Annotated in this window: 10 protein-coding genes and 1 pseudogene; 7 read left to right on the top strand and 4 right to left on the bottom strand. The window is 33.8% G+C overall.

Annotated features, from left to right (window positions below):
- Positions 1-115: 115 nt before the first annotated feature.
- Positions 116-1,118, bottom strand: a pseudogene (locus HMPREF2658_RS06265) (proline dehydrogenase family protein).
- A 111-nt stretch (positions 1,119-1,229) separates the two neighbouring features.
- Between HMPREF2658_RS06265 and HMPREF2658_RS06260 the strand changes: the two are divergent.
- The 3 genes from HMPREF2658_RS06260 to HMPREF2658_RS06250 all read left to right on the top strand — a co-directional run bounded on the left by HMPREF2658_RS06260 (position 1,230) and on the right by HMPREF2658_RS06250 (position 3,151).
- On the top strand, positions 1,230-1,349 hold the full coding sequence (locus tag HMPREF2658_RS06260; protein ID WP_014937042.1) for a hypothetical protein: 120 nt from the start codon (positions 1,230-1,232) through the stop codon (positions 1,347-1,349).
- 2 nt (positions 1,350-1,351) lie between these two features.
- Entirely contained in the window at positions 1,352-2,179 is an 828-nt protein-coding gene (locus tag HMPREF2658_RS06255) for an alpha/beta fold hydrolase (protein ID WP_000266096.1), read from the top strand.
- A 570-nt stretch (positions 2,180-2,749) separates the two neighbouring features.
- Positions 2,750-3,151, top strand: coding sequence for a transcriptional regulator, SarA/Rot family (locus tag HMPREF2658_RS06250; protein ID WP_000757543.1), 402 nt, complete (start codon positions 2,750-2,752; stop codon positions 3,149-3,151).
- A 116-nt stretch (positions 3,152-3,267) separates the two neighbouring features.
- Here the strand turns inward: HMPREF2658_RS06250 and HMPREF2658_RS06245 are convergent, their stop codons facing one another.
- Both HMPREF2658_RS06245 and HMPREF2658_RS06240 read right to left on the bottom strand, forming a co-directional pair.
- The gene (locus tag HMPREF2658_RS06245) at positions 3,268-3,831 is read right to left on the bottom strand and encodes a tRNA 5-(aminomethyl)-2-thiouridylate-methyltransferase MnmM (RefSeq protein WP_000764418.1); all 564 of its coding nucleotides are present in this window, start codon (positions 3,829-3,831) and stop codon (positions 3,268-3,270) included.
- Positions 3,828-4,781 (bottom strand): tRNA modification radical SAM protein MnmL/YtqA, encoded by a 954-nt coding sequence (locus HMPREF2658_RS06240; RefSeq protein WP_000526542.1) that lies wholly within the window; start codon positions 4,779-4,781, stop codon positions 3,828-3,830. Before HMPREF2658_RS06240 ends, HMPREF2658_RS06245 begins: the two co-directional genes overlap by 4 nt.
- 108 nt (positions 4,782-4,889) lie before the next feature.
- Here HMPREF2658_RS06240 and HMPREF2658_RS06235 point away from each other — a divergent pair, with 108 nt between their 5' ends.
- The 4 genes from HMPREF2658_RS06235 to sasC all read left to right on the top strand — a co-directional run bounded on the left by HMPREF2658_RS06235 (position 4,890) and on the right by sasC (position 15,983).
- Positions 4,890-6,071 (top strand): MDR family MFS transporter, encoded by a 1,182-nt coding sequence (locus HMPREF2658_RS06235; RefSeq protein ID WP_001025064.1) that lies wholly within the window; start codon positions 4,890-4,892, stop codon positions 6,069-6,071.
- Between the two features lie 288 nt (positions 6,072-6,359).
- Positions 6,360-8,777, top strand: a complete 2,418-nt coding sequence (gene leuS, locus HMPREF2658_RS06230) for a leucine--tRNA ligase (RefSeq protein WP_001622206.1) — start codon at positions 6,360-6,362, stop codon at positions 8,775-8,777.
- Positions 8,778-8,798: 21 nt separating this feature from the next.
- Positions 8,799-9,110, top strand: a complete 312-nt coding sequence (locus HMPREF2658_RS06225) for a rhodanese-like domain-containing protein (RefSeq protein ID WP_000836464.1) — start codon at positions 8,799-8,801, stop codon at positions 9,108-9,110.
- Between the two features lie 324 nt (positions 9,111-9,434).
- Complete coding sequence (gene sasC, locus HMPREF2658_RS06220; protein WP_064135570.1) at positions 9,435-15,983, top strand: LPXTG-anchored aggregation protein SasC; 6,549 nt, start codon at positions 9,435-9,437, stop codon at positions 15,981-15,983.
- Between the two features lie 116 nt (positions 15,984-16,099).
- On the opposite strand, the gene HMPREF2658_RS06215 is transcribed toward sasC, so the two are convergent.
- A complete protein-coding gene (locus HMPREF2658_RS06215) occupies positions 16,100-17,368 on the bottom strand; it encodes a BaiN/RdsA family NAD(P)/FAD-dependent oxidoreductase (protein WP_000284998.1) in 1,269 nt (422 codons plus the stop codon).
- Between the last annotated feature and the right edge of the window lie 294 nt (positions 17,369-17,662).

Here is a 17,662-nt window from a genome sequence, read left to right as displayed (position 1 = left end):
GTTGTGAGTTCATAATCAAAGATTTATAAATGATTCAGAACTGCCAATATAACATTTAGGAGCCTAGAACATTGATTAATGTTCCAGACTCCTAAATTATTGTTTATGCCAAGCTCTATTTACGGCATAATTTTTTAATTGTACTTAAACCTAACATAACTGTAGCTCCTAAAGCTGCAATTATGCCAACACGTTTTAATCCAGCAGGTTTCACAAATTCTTTTACAGCAAGAGAAAGGTTTTGTGGGCGTTCTGCTAATCTTCTCATAAAATACGCAAACCAATCATCGCCATAAGGTACATAAATAGTGAAATTATAGCCTTCATTTGCAATTTCTTCTGCTAACTCTGATCTAAAACCATAGAGCATTTGGAATTCCATACGATCTTTTTCAATGTGATTTTCTTTCATAAATTTTTTTACATGATTAATGATGCGATGGTCATGTGTTGCAATTGAAGTGAAATTGCGTGCGTTTAACAAACGTTGTTCAATTATCTTGATGTAATTTGCATCTACGTCTTCCTTAGATTGAAATGCAATTGATTCGTTTTCTTTATATGCACCTTTAACCAAACGTAATCGTAAATCTTGGTACTTATCAACTAATTCATGGCTATCGTATAAATATGCTTGAATTACAGTACCAACATTTCTAAATTCGCCTTTTAATCGATCTAAAACTTGAACAATTTGTTGCAGGCTAGCGTATTTTTCAGTATCAATATTTATATGCATATTGTTGTAAGTATTTGCTTTAAGTAAAATCTCTCTTAAATTTTGGTAAGCTAATTCTAAGTCGAATTCTGCACCTAACTGACTCAATTTAACAGACATATGTGCCTTTACGCCATGTTGATGAAGCGCGTCCATAATTGTTAAAATTTGTTCTTTAGCATGATTACTTTCTTCAACTGTACCGACAAATTCCCCTAAATTGTCTACCGTAACAGCGATATTCTTGTCATTTAAGTATTCGATTGTATTAATTAACTCTGGAATTGTATTTCCGGCAACGACTTTATTGGCACCCAAACGTGGGCCCACTTTTTTTTGCTGCGTTGTTTAAAAAACTATTATTAGATAATCCGATAAAAAAATTCTTTAATAGTGCCATTGCTACTCCTCCAAACCCTTGTGTTTACAATAAGTTTAGCATGAAAAAAATATTCGAGAAAGCGTTTTCATCAAAAACAATCAAAAATAATTATGTATAATTACACTATTATTGATGTTGATTTCATTTGTATATAATAATATGGACAACAATAATACTATAAATAGAAATCTACATAGTGAATTTGCTATAATTATGTTATTGAAGATTAATGAAAAAGGGGCAGTATAATAATGTGGAAGTGGGAAGCTGAAAATGATGCAAAAGGCGTCGTTGTTATTGCTCATAATATATTAGAACATACGGGAAGATATGCATATGTTATTACGATGTTAAGAAGAAATGGCTATCATGTGATTATGGGAGATTTGCCTGGTCAAGGTCAAACTTCAAGAGCTAATAAAGGACAAATTGAAAACTTTCAAACGTATCACGAAAGTTTGCTAGACTGGTTAAAGATAGCTAATGAATATAAAATTCCTACTTATGTATTAGGGGTAGGACTTGGCGGTTTGATTTTATTAAATTTACTTGAAAAAGTAGAATTGCCAATCGAGGGGATGATGTTAATTTCTCCTATGCTAGAACTTCAAAAAAATGGAAAAAATCGTAAAGATAAACTTGTTTCAAATATAGGTAAAATTTCAAAAGACACACGTTTTAATGTTGGTGTAGAACCAAAAGATTTAACACGTAATTTAGAAATTGTTGAAGAAACAGTTAACGATGGTTTAATGTTAAAAAAAGCAACGTATCATTGGTATAACACAATTAATGAGACGATGAAAGATACGATGGCTCATATTCATGACATTCAACCAATGCCAACACTATTAATGTATGGAACGAAGGATTTAATTGTTGATACTAGGGCAATTGATGAGTTTAAAGAAAAATATCAAACACCTGAATTATATTTTAAAGCTTGGCAAGGTTTTTATCACGAGGTTCACAACGAGCCAGAACGCGATGAAGTAATGCGTTATATTCTGACTTTCTTAAATAACAGCGTCAATACAATGGGCTTTATTGTTGAAGATGACGAAATTGTAGAAATTTAATATTCTAAAAAGATGAGACAGTAGATGCTCATCTTTTTTTAACTTTTTTAAGGTTGAGAATGTATATCAAATTTTATACACATTTGATTTGTAAGAAATGTTTTGATTTATACAAATCATATCTTGAAAAATAACCAATTTAGCCTCATTCGGTTTGATTTAATTTGTTAAATTTAAGGCTAACTAATTAATTTAGTTTAATCAATTTTCATGAGAGTTATATGTAATAAAAATTCAATGTGTATCTTTTTTGAAGAAATATATGTAGAATTGTTGCAATTTAATGGTAATATTGATATATTTTCTTTGTATATAAATTATAAAATTAATATGTAATAGAGTGATTTGTTTTATGTACTATAATCTTATTTCTAAATATTAACTCTGTTGATTATTGGTTTTTATACTTATTTAATTTTATTCAACTTTGACAAGTGAATAGAAAGCAAGTTTATTTACACTTGTAGTTTTAAGCATAAGTTAGCACATACAAGTTTTGGGATTGTTGGGATGTTTGTTAATACTTGTGTGGTGTCTAAATATGTGATCATTAATTGGGAGATGTTTAGCATGAAAAAAGTAAATAACGATACTGTATTTGGGATTTTGCAATTAGAAACACTTTTGGGTGACATTAACTCAATTTTCAGCGAGATTGAAAGCGAGTACAAAATGTCTAGAGAAGAAATTTTAATTTTACTAACTTTATGGCAAAAAGGTTCTATGACGCTTAAAGAAATGGACAGATTTGTTGAAGTCAAACCGTATAAGCGTACTAGAACGTATAATAATTTAGTTGAATTAGAATGGATTTACAAAGAGCGTCCTGTTGACGATGAAAGAACAGTTATTATTCATTTCAATGAAAAGTTACAACAAGAGAAAGTAGAGTTGTTGAATTTCATCAGTGATGCGATTGCAAGTAGAGCAACAGCAATGCAAAATAGTTTAAACGCAATTATTGCTGTGTAAGTTTAATAGCATAAAAAGAGGTTTTCATTAAGTTGAAAACCTCTTTTTGTCGTTGATATTTTTTCAAATGTTGACTACTCAATCCTAAATTATAAATAGTATAGCGCAGCAAATGCTTAAGAAATTTTTTCTATGGCACAAATGAATGGAGCATGATTACGTTGGTTTAAAAATTGATATTTCAAAACTTGCGCATGCTTTTGATCCAAAGTACTCAAATAATCAAGCAATGCATGCTTCTCAATTTGTCCTTCGTTATGACCATGATATATAACAAGTACAATAATACCTTCAATTGACATTAATGATAGCAATGAATTAATAGCTTGGATTGTCGTGTCAGGCTTTGTCACAATAGATTTATCACCTTTAGGCAAATAACCTAGGTTAAAGATGGCTGCATCAATATGACCTTTATGTGCATCATTTATATGATGTTCAATATTTTCATGTCCATCTTTTATTAAAGAAACATGATTGAAATCCTTAACTTTATCACGTGTATTTTCCAAAGCTAAATCTTGAATGTCGAAACCATAAACATGTCCTTCTGGTACTTGTTCGGCTAAAAATAAAGTGTCATTGCCGTTACCGCAAGTTGCGTCTACAACAATACTTTCTGGTGTTATATGTTGTTTAATGAGTGTTTTTGAAAAAGGGAGTATACGTTCTAATTTCATTGCTTCACCTTAGACTTGTAACGCAAGCCTTGATAAGAATTTCTACGTGCTAATTCAGCATCGATGCCATTTAATACTTCCCATTTATTAACACTCCACATTGGACCGACCATGATATCTATTGGACCATCACCGGTAATTCGATGAACGATCATTTCAGGGGGAATCACTTCTAATTGGTCCACAACTAGGTTTGTGTATTCTTCTTGAGTCATAAAAGTTAATAAACCTTTATCGTATTGTTTTACCATCGGTGTACCTTTTAACAAATGAAGTAAATGAATTTTAATACCTTGTACATCCATTTGTGCAACTTCTTTGGCAGTAGCCATCATCATGTCATAGTCTTCGCCAGGTAAGCCATTAATGATGTGTGTACATACATTGATATTGTGTTTACGTAATTTTGCCACACCATCATAATAAGTTTTCATATCATGGGCACGATTGATTAAATCAGATGTTGATTGATGGATTGTTTGTAGTCCTAATTCAACCCATAAGTATGTTCGTTGATTCAATTCCGCCAAATATTCAACAACATCATCTGGTAGACAGTCAGGACGCGTACCAATAGATAATCCCACAACACCCGGTTCTTTAAGTACAGGTTCGAATTTTTCTTTTAACACTTCAACTGGTGCATGTGTATTTGTAAATGCTTGAAAATAAGCTATATATTTACCTTCGTGCCATTTCTCATGCATCTTTTCCTTAATTTCTTTAAATTGTACTGCGATTGAATCTGCACGATTACCTGCAAAGTCTCCGCTACCTGCAGCAGAACAAAATGTACATCCACCATGTGCTACAGTGCCATCGCGGTTAGGACAGTCAAACCCGCCATCCAATGCAACTTTAAATATTTTTTGTCCAAATTTATTTTTTAAATGGTAATTCCATGTGTGATAACGTTTGTTTTCAAAAGCGTATTGGAAATGATTGCCCATAAGTCATTTTCCTTTCTATAAAAAAGAGTTCTAAGTACAGATTTTAACATATTTTAATGTTATAGTGTTTATTATAGTTTGACAAAAAAGAGAGAGGAACTATGAAATATGAATATACCTAAATCAGTCTGGTGGCTAGTAATTGGCATGGCGTTAAATATTACTGGTTCCAGTTTTTTGTGGCCTTTAAATACAATTTATATGAAACAAGAACTTGGAAAAAGTTTAACTGTTGCTGGTTTAGTGCTAATGATAAATTCATTTGGCATGGTTATTGGAAACTTATTAGGTGGTTCACTATTTGATAAATTAGGTGGATACAAGACGATTTTAATTGGAACTTTCACTTGTCTTTGTAGTACAACGCTACTTAATTTCTTTCACGGGTGGCCTTGGTATGCTGTATGGCTTGTAATGTTAGGCTTTGGTGGCGGAATGATTATTCCTGCGATATACGCAATGGCTGGAGCAGTGTGGCCGAATGGCGGTAGACAAACGTTTAATGCGATATACTTAGCGCAAAATATTGGTGTTGCTGTCGGCGCTGCAATGGGCGGCTTTGTCGCAGAATTTAGCTTTAACTATATCTTTTTAGCCAATCTTATTATGTATGTTGTGTTTGCACTTGTCGCGGTAACGCAATTTAATATTGAAATTAATGCGAAAGTTAAATATCCAACTCATTTAGATATTACTGGTAAAAAGAATAAAGCAAGATTTATTTCATTAGTACTAATTTGTGCAATGTTTGCAATTTGTTGGGTTGCGTATATTCAATGGGAGTCTACAATCGCATCATTTACACAATCGATTAATATTTCAATGGCACAATATAGTGTTTTATGGACAATTAACGGAATAATGATTTTAGTAGCACAACCATTAATTAAACCGATTCTCTATCTGTTAAAAGGAAACTTAAAGAAGCAAATGTTTGTCGGCATCATCATTTTTATGTTGTCGTTCTTTGTCACGAGTTTTGCCGAAAACTTTACAATATTTGTTGTCGGTATGATTATTTTAACTTTTGGAGAAATGTTTGTATGGCCTGCAGTTCCAACTATAGCCAATCAGTTAGCGCCAGATGGTAAGCAAGGACAGTACCAAGGTTTTGTGAATTCAGCTGCTACAGTAGGAAAAGCATTCGGTCCATTTCTTGGTGGTGTATTAGTTGATGCATTTAATATGCGCATGATGTTTATCGGTATGATGGTACTACTTGTATTTGCATTAATATTATTAATGGTTTTCAAGGAGAATAATACGCAACCTAAAAAAATAGATGCATAATGAGTAAATAGAATTAACGTTATAGACTTGAAATAAATGTCGTTATAACATAATATTAATTTGTATAATTTAATTTCGTTTGGAGCTTTTCTACAGAAAGCTAGTGATGCTGAGAGCTAGTGTTAAGGACTAAATGTAAATCGTATTAATTTTAAATTGAATGAATGACATCTCTTACTATTAAAATGAGTGCACAATTTTTGTGAAATAGGGTGGTAACGCGGCAAATGTCGTCCCTATGTAAATAGAATAGTTAGAGGTGTCTTTTTTTATTGAATAGGAGGAAATGTGTTGAATTACAACCACAATCAAATTGAAAAGAAATGGCAAGACTATTGGGACGAAAATAAAACATTTAAAACAAATGATAACTTAGGTCAAAAGAAATTTTATGCGTTAGACATGTTTCCATACCCATCAGGTGCTGGTTTACATGTTGGACATCCTGAGGGCTATACAGCAACAGATATCATTTCAAGATATAAGAGAATGCAAGGATATAATGTGTTACATCCGATGGGGTGGGATGCATTCGGATTACCAGCAGAGCAATATGCTTTAGACACTGGTAACGACCCACGTGAATTTACAAAGAAAAATATCCAAACTTTTAAACGACAAATTAAAGAATTAGGGTTCAGTTATGATTGGGATCGTGAAGTTAATACAACAGATCCAGAATACTATAAATGGACACAGTGGATTTTCATACAGTTATATAACAAAGGTTTAGCATACGTTGACGAAGTTGCAGTTAACTGGTGTCCTGCATTAGGTACTGTCTTATCTAACGAAGAAGTGATTGACGGTGTCTCTGAACGTGGCGGTCACCCAGTTTATCGTAAACCAATGAAACAATGGGTACTCAAAATTACAGAATATGCAGATCAATTATTAGCAGATTTAGATGATTTAGATTGGCCTGAGTCTTTAAAAGATATGCAGCGTAATTGGATTGGACGTTCTGAAGGGGCCAAAGTTTCATTTGATGTAGATAATGCGGAAGGAAAAGTAGAAGTATTTACGACTAGACCAGATACAATCTATGGTGCATCATTCTTAGTCTTAAGTCCTGAGCATGCATTAGTTGATTCAATTACAACTGATGAATATAAAGATCAAGTGAAAGCGTATCAAACAGAAGCTTCTAAAAAGTCTGATTTAGAACGTACAGATTTAGCAAAAGATAAATCAGGTGTATTCACTGGTGCATATGCAATTAATCCTTTATCTGGTGAAAAAGTACAAATTTGGATTGCTGATTATGTATTATCTACTTACGGCACAGGGGCAATAATGGCAGTTCCAGCTCATGATGACAGAGACTATGAATTTGCTAAAAAGTTTGATTTGCCAATCATTGAAGTCATTGAAGGTGGAAATGTTGAAGAAGCGGCATACACTGGTGAAGGTAAACATATTAATTCAGGTGAACTTAATGGTTTAGAAAATGAAGCGGCAATTACTAAAGCTATTCAATTATTAGAGCAAAAAGGTGCTGGCGAAAAGAAAGTTAATTACAAATTAAGAGATTGGTTATTCAGTCGTCAGCGTTATTGGGGAGAACCAATTCCTGTCATTCATTGGGAAGATGGAACAATGACAACTGTTCCTGAAGAAGAGCTACCACTATTGTTACCTGAAACAGATGAAATCAAGCCATCAGGGACTGGTGAGTCTCCACTAGCTAATATTGATTCATTTGTAAATGTTGTAGATGAAAAAACAGGTATGAAAGGACGTCGTGAAACAAATACGATGCCACAATGGGCAGGTAGTTGTTGGTATTATTTACGTTACATCGATCCTAAAAATGAAAATATGTTAGCAGATCCTGAAAAATTAAAACATTGGTTACCTGTTGATTTATATATCGGTGGCGTAGAACATGCAGTTCTTCACTTATTGTATGCAAGATTTTGGCATAAAGTACTTTATGATTTAGGTATCGTACCTACGAAAGAGCCTTTCCAAAAATTATTTAACCAAGGTATGATTTTAGGAGAAGGTAATGAGAAGATGAGTAAATCTAAAGGAAATGTAATCAATCCTGATGAAATAGTACAGTCTCATGGTGCAGATACTTTACGTCTTTACGAAATGTTTATGGGACCTTTAGATGCTGCAATTGCATGGAGTGAAAAAGGATTAGATGGGTCTCGTCGATTCTTAGATCGTGTATGGCGTTTAATGGTAAATGAAGATGGTACATTAAGTTCAAAAATTGTAACATCAAATAATAAATCTTTAGATAAAGTTTATAACCAAACTGTTAAAAAGGTAACAGAAGACTTTGAAACATTAGGATTTAATACTGCTATTAGTCAATTAATGGTATTTATTAATGAGTGTTATAAAGTTGATGAAGTTTATAAACCGTATATTGAAGGCTTTGTTAAAATGTTAGCACCTATTGCACCACATATCGGTGAAGAATTATGGTCAAAATTAGGACATGAAGAGTCTATTACGTACCAACCTTGGCCAACTTATGACGAAGCACTACTTGTAGATGATGAAGTAGAAATCGTTGTTCAAGTGAATGGTAAATTAAGAGCTAAAATTAAAATTGCTAAAGATACATCAAAAGAAGAAATGCAAGAAATTGCCTTATCTAATGACAATGTTAAAGCGAGTATTGAAGGTAAAGACATCATGAAAGTCATCGCTGTTCCTCAAAAATTAGTCAATATTGTAGCTAAATAATGTTTTAAGGAGGACTTTAAAATGAAGTCAATTACTACAGATGAATTAAAAAACAAACTTTTAGAATCTAAACCAGTTCAAATTGTTGATGTTCGTACTGACGAAGAAACAGCAATGGGATATATACCTAATGCAAAGTTAATTCCAATGGATACGATTCCAGACAATTTAAATGCATTTAACAAAAAAGAGACATACTATATTGTATGTGCTGGTGGAGTTCGAAGCGCTAAAGTTGTAGAATATTTAGAGGCAAATGGCATTGATGCCGTAAATGTCGAAGGCGGCATGCACGCTTGGGGCGATGAAGGTTTGGAAATAAAAAGTATTTAAAGTAGTGACATAATTTAAAATAATATTACATTTGTAATGACACCAAGTAACGTTTCGGTTGCTTGGTGTTTTTTGGTATGAATTGCTTTCTGTTACAAAACAATCTAAAGCGTTCTTGTTATGATTTTTTAAGTGATTAATTACAAAACGGAAACTAAATTGTAATAAAATAAAACTTTATTTTATAAAATGATGATGATAAAATTGAGTGAACTTAAAATATTGTGCAAAATAATATGGCTATAAACACAATCGGGAGAACTTATATTTCTAGCATAATTCTAAACAACACAGCAGAGAACAGACAACCAGGAGGAAATCGAAATGAATTTGTTAAAGAAAAATAAATATAGTATTAGAAAATATAAAGTAGGGATATTCTCTACTTTAATCGGGACAGTTTTATTACTTTCAAACCCAAATGGTGCACAAGCTTTAACTACGGATCATAATGTCCAAGGTGGTTCAAATCAAGCATTACCTGGCAACTCACAAAATACAAATGCCGATACTAATCGAAACATAGTTAATGGTTCGCAAAATACACCTAATGCAGATGCAACAGACAATACATCAACAAATCAAGCATTGACTAATCATCAAAACGTTGGTGTGGCAAATCAAGTCGCGCCAACGCCAGTGCAGCCTAATTCGTTGTCTGAGCTAAACAATAATCACTCTGATGCACATGCAACAGTTACGGAGACAGCGTCGAATACAAATCATCATTTAGCGGCGAATAATAGTACATTAAACGTACCTAATAATATAAATGACAACGATTCAGAGCGTCATTTAACATTAAAAGAAATTCAAGAAGATGTCCGTCATTCTTCAGATAAGCCAGAGTTAGTTGCGATTGCTGAAGAAGCATCTAATAGACCGAAAAAAAGAAGTAGACGTGCCGCGCCAGCAGATCCTAATGCAACACCAGCAGACCCAGCGGCAGGAAACGGTGGTGCACCAGTTGCAATTACAGCGCCTTACACGCCAACAACAGATCCCAATGCCAATAATATAGGACAAAATGCACCTAACGAAGTGCTTTCATTTGATGATAACAACATTAGACCAAGTACGAACCGGTCTGTGCCTACAGTAACCGTTGTTGATAATTTACCAGGCTACACACTGATTAATGGTGGTAAAGTAGGGGTGTTTAGTCATGCAATGGTAAGAACGAGCATGTTTGATTCAGGAGATGCTAAGAACTATCAAGCGCAAGGCAATGTAATTGCGTTAGGTCGTATTAAAGGAAATGATACGAATGACCATGGCGATTTTAATGGTATTGAGAAAACATTAACAGTAAATCCGAATTCTGAATTAATCTTTGAATTTAATACTATGACTACTAAAAACTATCAAGGTATGACAAATTTAGTTATTAAAAATGCTGATAATGATGCGATTTTAGGTGAGAAAGTAGTCGCTTATGGTCCGATTTGGCGTTTATTTAAAGTACCAGAAAATGTTAGTCATTTAAAAATACAATTTTCTCCTAAAAATGACGCAATAACAGATGTACGTGGTATTTATCAATTACGAGATGGATATAAATATTATGACTTTGTAGACTCAATCGGTCTACATTCTGGTTCGCATCTTTATGTTGAAAGACGAATAATGGAGCCAACAGCAACGAATAATAAAGAGTTTACTGTAACAACGTCATTAAAGAATAATGGTAACTTCGGTGCTTCATTTAATACAGATGATTTTGTGTATAAAATACAATTACCTGAAGGGGTAGAATATGTTAATAATTCATTGACTAAAGATTTTCCTAGCGGTAATTCAGGTGTTGATATGAATGATATGAATGTGACGTATGACGCAACAAATCGTGTGATAACAATTAAAAGTACTGGTGGAGGTTCAGGGAATTCACCGGCACGACTTATGCCTGATAAAATATTGGATTTGAAGTATAAGCTACGTGTGAACAATGTGCCAACACCAAGAACAGTAACATTTAACGATACATTAACGTATAAAACATTTTCACAAGATTTTATTAATTCACCTGCTGAAAGTCATACTGTAAGTACAAATCCATATACAATTGATATCATCATGAATAAAGACGCATTACAAGCTGAAGTCGATAGACGAATTCAACAGGCGGATTATACATTTGCATCATTAGATATTTTTAATGATCTTAAAAGACGCGCACAAACAATTTTAGATGAAAACCGTAACAATGTACCTTTAAACAAAAGAGTTTCTCAAGCAGATATCGATTCATTAGCAAATCAGATGCAACATACGTTAATTCGTAGTGTTGACGCTGAAAATGCCGTTAATAGAAAAGTTGATGACATGGAAGATTTAGTTAACCAAAATGATGAACTGACAGATGAAGAAAAACAAGCAGCGATTCAAGTTATCGAGGAACATAAAAATGAAATTATTGGGAATATTGGTGACCAAACGACTGATGATGGCGTTACTAGAATTAAGGATCAAGGTATACAGACCTTAAGTGGTGATACTGCAACACCGGTTGTTAAACCAAATGCTAAACAAGCTATACGTGATAAAGCAGCGAAACAAAGAGAAATTATCAATAACACACCAGATGCTACTCAAGACGAAATTCAAGATGCATTAAATCAATTAACAACGGATGAAACAGATGCTATTGATAATGTTACGAATGCTACTACCAATGCTGATGTTGAAACAGCTAAAAATAATGGTATTAATACAATTGGTGCAGTTGTGCCACAAGTGACACACAAACAAGCAGCAAGAGATGCAATTAACCAAGCGACAGCAACGAAACGACAACAAATAAATAGCAATAGAGAAGCAACACAAGAAGAGAAAAATGCAGCATTGAATGAATTAACGCAAGCCACAAACCACGCATTAGAACAAATCAATCAAGCGACAACCAATGATGATGTAGATACTGCCAAAGGTGATGGTCTAAATGTCATTAATCCAATTGCTCCTGTAACTGTTGTTAAGCAAGCTGCAAGAGATGCCGTATCACATGATGCACAACAGCATATCGCAGAGATCAATGCTAATCCTGATGCAACTCAAGAAGAAAGACAAGCAGCAATTGAGAAAGTAAATGCTGCTGTAGCTGCTGCGAATACTAATATTTTAAATGCTAATAGCAATGCTGATGTTGAGCAAGTGAAGACAAATGCGATTCAAGGAATACAGGCCATTGAGCCAGCTACAAAGGTTAAAACAGATGCTAAAAACGCTATTGATCAAAGTGCAGAAACGCAACATAATGCGATATTTAATAATAATGATGCGACCTTAGAAGAGCAACAAGCAGCACAACAATTGCTTGATCAAGCTGTAGCCACAGCGAAGCAAAATATTAATGCAGCAGATACGAATCAAGAAGTTGCACAAGCAAAAGATCAGGGCACACAAAATATACTTGCGATTCAACCGGCGACACAAGTTAAAACGGATGCTCGTAATACTGTAAATGAAAAAGCACGTGAGGCGATATCAAATATCAATGCTACACCTGGCGCGACTCGAGAAGAGAAACAAGAAGCAATAGATCGTGTCAATACACTTAAAAATAGAGCATTAACTGATATTGGTGTGACGTCTACTACTGCGATGGTCAATAGTATTAGAGACGATGCAGTCAATCAAATCGGTACAGTTCAACCGCATGTAACGAAGAAACAATCAGCCACAGGTGTATTAACGGACTTAGCAACTGCTAAAAAGCAAGAAATTAATCAAAACACAAATGCAACTGATGAAGAAAAGCAAGTAGCATTAAATCAAGTAGATCAAGATTTAGCAACGGCAATTAATAATATAAATCAAGCTGATACAAATGCAGAAGTAGATCAAGCATTACAAGCAGGTAAACAAGCAATGAATGCGATTCAGCCAAATATTGTTAAAAAACCTGCAGTATTAGCACAAATCAATCAGCATTATAATGCTAAATTAGCTGAAATCAATGCTACACCAGATGCAACAGATGATGAGAAGAATGCTGCAATCAACATTTTAAATCAAGACAGACAACAAGCTATTGAAAGTATTAAACTAGCTAATACAAATGCAGAAGTAGACCAAGCTGCGACAGTGGCAGAGAATAATATCGATGCTGTTCAAGTTGACGTAGTAAAAAAACAAGCAGCGCGAGATAAAATCACTGCTGAAGTGGCGAAGCGTATTGAAGCGGTTAAACAAACACCTAATGCAACTGACGAAGAAAAGCAGGCTGCAGTTAATCAAATCAATCAACTTAAAGATCAAGCATTTAATCAAATTAATCAAAACCAAACAAATGATCAGGTAGACGCAACTACAAATCAAGCGATTAATGCTATAGATAATGTTGAAGCTGAAGTAGTAATTAAACCAAAGGCAATTGCAGATATTGAAAAAGCTGTTAAAGAAAAGCAACAGCAAATTGATAATAGTCTTGATTCAACAGATAATGAGAAAGAAGTTGCTTTACAAGCATTAGCTAAAGAAAAAGAAAAAGCACTTGCAGCTATTGACCAAGCTCAAACGAATAGTCAGGTGAATCAAGCAGCAACAGATGGTATAACTGCGATAAAAATGATTCAACCTGAAACAAAAGTTAAACCAGCAGCACGTGAAAAAATCAATCAAAAAGCGAATGAATTACGTGCGCAAATTAATCAAGATAAAGAAGCGACAGCAGAAGAAAGACAAGCGGCGTTAGATAAAATCAATGATTTAGTTGCTAAAGCTATGACAAATATCACAAATGATAGAACAAATCAGCAAGTTAATGACTCAACAAATCAAGCGCTTGACGACATTGCATTAGTGACGCCTGACCATATTGTTAGAGCAACTGCTAGAGATGCAGTAAAGCAACAATATGAGGTTAAAAAGCACGAAATTGAGCAAGCGGAACATGCGACTGATGAAGAAAAACAAGTTGCTTTAAATCAATTAGCGAATAATGAAAAACGTGCATTACAAAACATCGATCAAGCAATAGCGAATAATGATGTGAAACGTGTTGAATCAAATGGTATTGCTACGTTAAAAGGCGTAGAACCGCACATTGTGGTTAAACCTGAAGCTCAAGAAGCCATAAAAGCGAGCGCAGATAACCAAGTAGAATCTATAAAAGATACACCACATGCTACGACTGATGAATTAGATGAAGCAAACCAACAAATTAACGACACACTTAAACAAGGTCAACAAAATATAGATAATACGACACAAGATGCAGCTGTCAATGATGTTAGAAATCAAACGATTAAGGCAATCGAACAAATTAAACCGAAAGTTAGACGCAAACGTGCAGCGTTGGATAACATTGATGAAAGTAATAATAATCAACTCGCTGCAATACGAAATACGCTAGATACAACGCAAGATGAACGAAATGTTGCTATTGCTGCGTTAAATAAAATTGTTAATGCAATTAAAAATGATATTGCACAAAACAAAACGAATGCAGAAGTGGATCAAACTGAGGCTGATGGTAACAACAACATCAAAGTGATTTTACCTAAAGTTCAAGTTAAACCAGCAGCGCGTCAATCTGTCAGCGCAAAAGCTGAAGCTCAAAATGCACTTATTGATCAAAGTGATTTATCTACCGAAGAAGAAAGATTAGCTGCTAAACATTTAGTAGAACAAGCACTTAATCAGGCTATTGATCAGATCAATCATGCAGATAAGACTGCGCAAGTTAATCAAAATAGTATCGATGCTCAAAATATTATTTCAAAAATTAAACCAGCAACAACAGTTAAAACAACAGCGTTACAACAAATTCAAAATATCGCTACTCATAAAATTAATTTAATCAAATCAAATAATGAAGCGACAGATGAAGAACAAAATGCTGCAATAGCACAAGTAGAACAAGCATTAATAAAAGCGAAACAACACATTGCTAGTGCAGTGACTAATGCTGATGTGGCATATTTATTGCATGATGGGAAAAACGAAATTCGTGAAATCGAACCTGTTATTAACAGAAAGGCGTCTGCTCGAGAACAATTGACAACATTGCTCAATGATAAAAAACAAGCAATTGAAGCGAATGTTCAAGCAACGGTAGAAGAAAGAAATAGTGTTTTAGCACAGTTACAAAATATTTATGACGCAGCAATCGGACAACTTGATCATGACCGTAGCAATGCACAAGTGGATAAAACAGCATCATTTAATCTTCAAACAATACAAGGTTTAGATGTGCATCCTGTTAAAAAACCGGAGGCCGAAAAAACAATCAACCAAGATATTGCACGTGTTACGCATTTAGTACAAAATTATCGAAAAGTAAGTGATCGTAATAAGGCAGATGCATTAAAAGCTATAACTGCATTAAAATTACAAATGGATGAAGAATTAAAAACAGCACGCACTAATGCTGATGTTGATGCGGTTTTAAAACGATTTAATGTTGCATTAGGCGATATAGAAGCAGTAATTACTGAAAAAGAACATAGCTTAATGCGCATTGAAAATATTGCGCAACAAACCTATGCGAAATTCAAAGCGATTGCAACACCAGAACAATTGGCTAAAGTGAAAGCGTTAATAGATCAATATGTTGCAGATGGTAATAGAATGATCGATGAAGATGCGACATTAAATGACATCAAACAACATACGCAATTCATTATTGATGAAATTTTAGCAATTAAATTACCTGCTGAAGTGATAAAAGCGTCACCAAAAGTGGGGCAACCTGCTCCAAAAGTTTGTACGCCTATTAAAAAAGAAGATAAACAAGAAGTGCGCAAAGTTGAAAAAGAACTTCCAAATACTGGTTCTGAAGAAATGGATTTACCATTAAAAGAATTAGCACTAATTACAGGCGCAGCATTATTAGCTAGAAGACGTACTAAAAATGAAAAAGAATCATAATTAACGAAATGACCTTAATATAACAACACTTTTTAGTGACTCAGTTATATTAAGGTCATTTTTAATTGAATGAAAAAGTTGATCTACTAAAGAGAATTAAACCAAATTTTATACTATTATTCCATTGATGCATGTGCGTAATGACCGGCATATAATCCAGCGACATGTCCTGTTACGAGTGCGCTTGTAATATTATAACCACCAGTATAACCATGTATATCTAATACTTCACCACATAAAAATAATCCAGGAACTAATTTAGACATCATTGTTTTAGGTTGGATTTCTTTAAGTGATACACCACCACCTGTGACAAATGCCTTATCTATAGGTAACGTCCCGTTTACCTTAAATACAAACCCTTTAAACATATTTACTAAGTCGTTCAATTGTTGATTTGATAAGTGGTGTGCAGTGATATTTTCATCAACGCCAGCTTGTTCTAACATGAACAGTAAGTAGCGTTCCTCAATTAGTCCATGCAAGCTGTTTTTAATGATTTTATCTGGTGTGTCGGATAATAATGAGGTGATGTGTTGTTTTAATTGTTCATGGTTTAATTCAGGAAATGCATCAATTGCCATGGAAACATATTGTGTTTTTTGATTTTTTTGTTCTTTATAAACAAACTGACTACATCTTAATGCAGCTGGACCACTGATACCAAAATGAGTAAATAACATATCCATTTGATGACTAATGCGTTTTTTACCATTTTTCTTAAGTACTGACAATTCAACATCTTTTAAACTTAAACCTTTTAGACGATTGGATTTGATGAAAGGTTCAGCTGATGTAATAGGTACCTCAGTAGGGAATAATTCAGTGATGGTATGACCTAAATCTTGAGCGAATTTATAACCATCACCTGTTGAACCAGTTTGAGGGACACTTGTTCCACCAGTTGCGATTACTAGCGAATGGCTGTCATAACTATTAATTTGAGTGTGTACTGTAAAGGTTTGATCTTCTTTTACTTCGATGCGACTCACTGCCTCTTCTTCCTTAACTGTTACATGTTGTTTTTCTATAGTTGTCACTAAAGTATCAACGACGTCTTGTGCCTTGTTGGAAGCTGGAAACATCCGCCCGTGATCTTCTTCTTTTAATTTAACACCCCTAGACTCAAAAAAATCTATGATGGATTCATTATCAAAAATTGAAAAGGGACTATATAAAAATTTCCCATTTCCAGGAATGTTCTTAATAATTTCAGCATATGGTAATCGATTAGTTACGTTACATCTACCGCCACCAGATATTTTGAGTTTACGACCTAGACCTTTCTTTTTTTCAATGAGTAACACATTGCTACTTTGTTCGCTTGCAGCTACTGCCGCCATTAAGCCGCTAGGTCCGCCTCCGATAATAATTGTTTGATACATATACGCTTCCTCCAAATTTGTTACTGGACATTCAATTGCTATTTTATAGTACTTTTTTAAACTTTGCTATATCTCTAGTGTGATGAGATGACAATTATGTTGAATATATTTATAATGTGAACTTCATAAAAAATGAAGATGTATGTTTATAATAAGAATGAATTTTCAACTGTTATGCGATGTTCATCTCAAATAGTAGTATAATTTTCATATGAAATTTCGTAATATTTTAATCAAATTCGAGTATTCAATGACAATGCGTTGATAATTTTGTTATGATAATTCATTGAATAT

This window comes from Staphylococcus sp. HMSC062H10, assembly GCF_001836945.1.
In the GTDB taxonomy this organism is placed as follows: Bacteria; Bacillota; Bacilli; order Staphylococcales; family Staphylococcaceae; genus Staphylococcus; species Staphylococcus aureus.
This window is presented reverse-complemented; position numbering and strand designations above follow the sequence as displayed.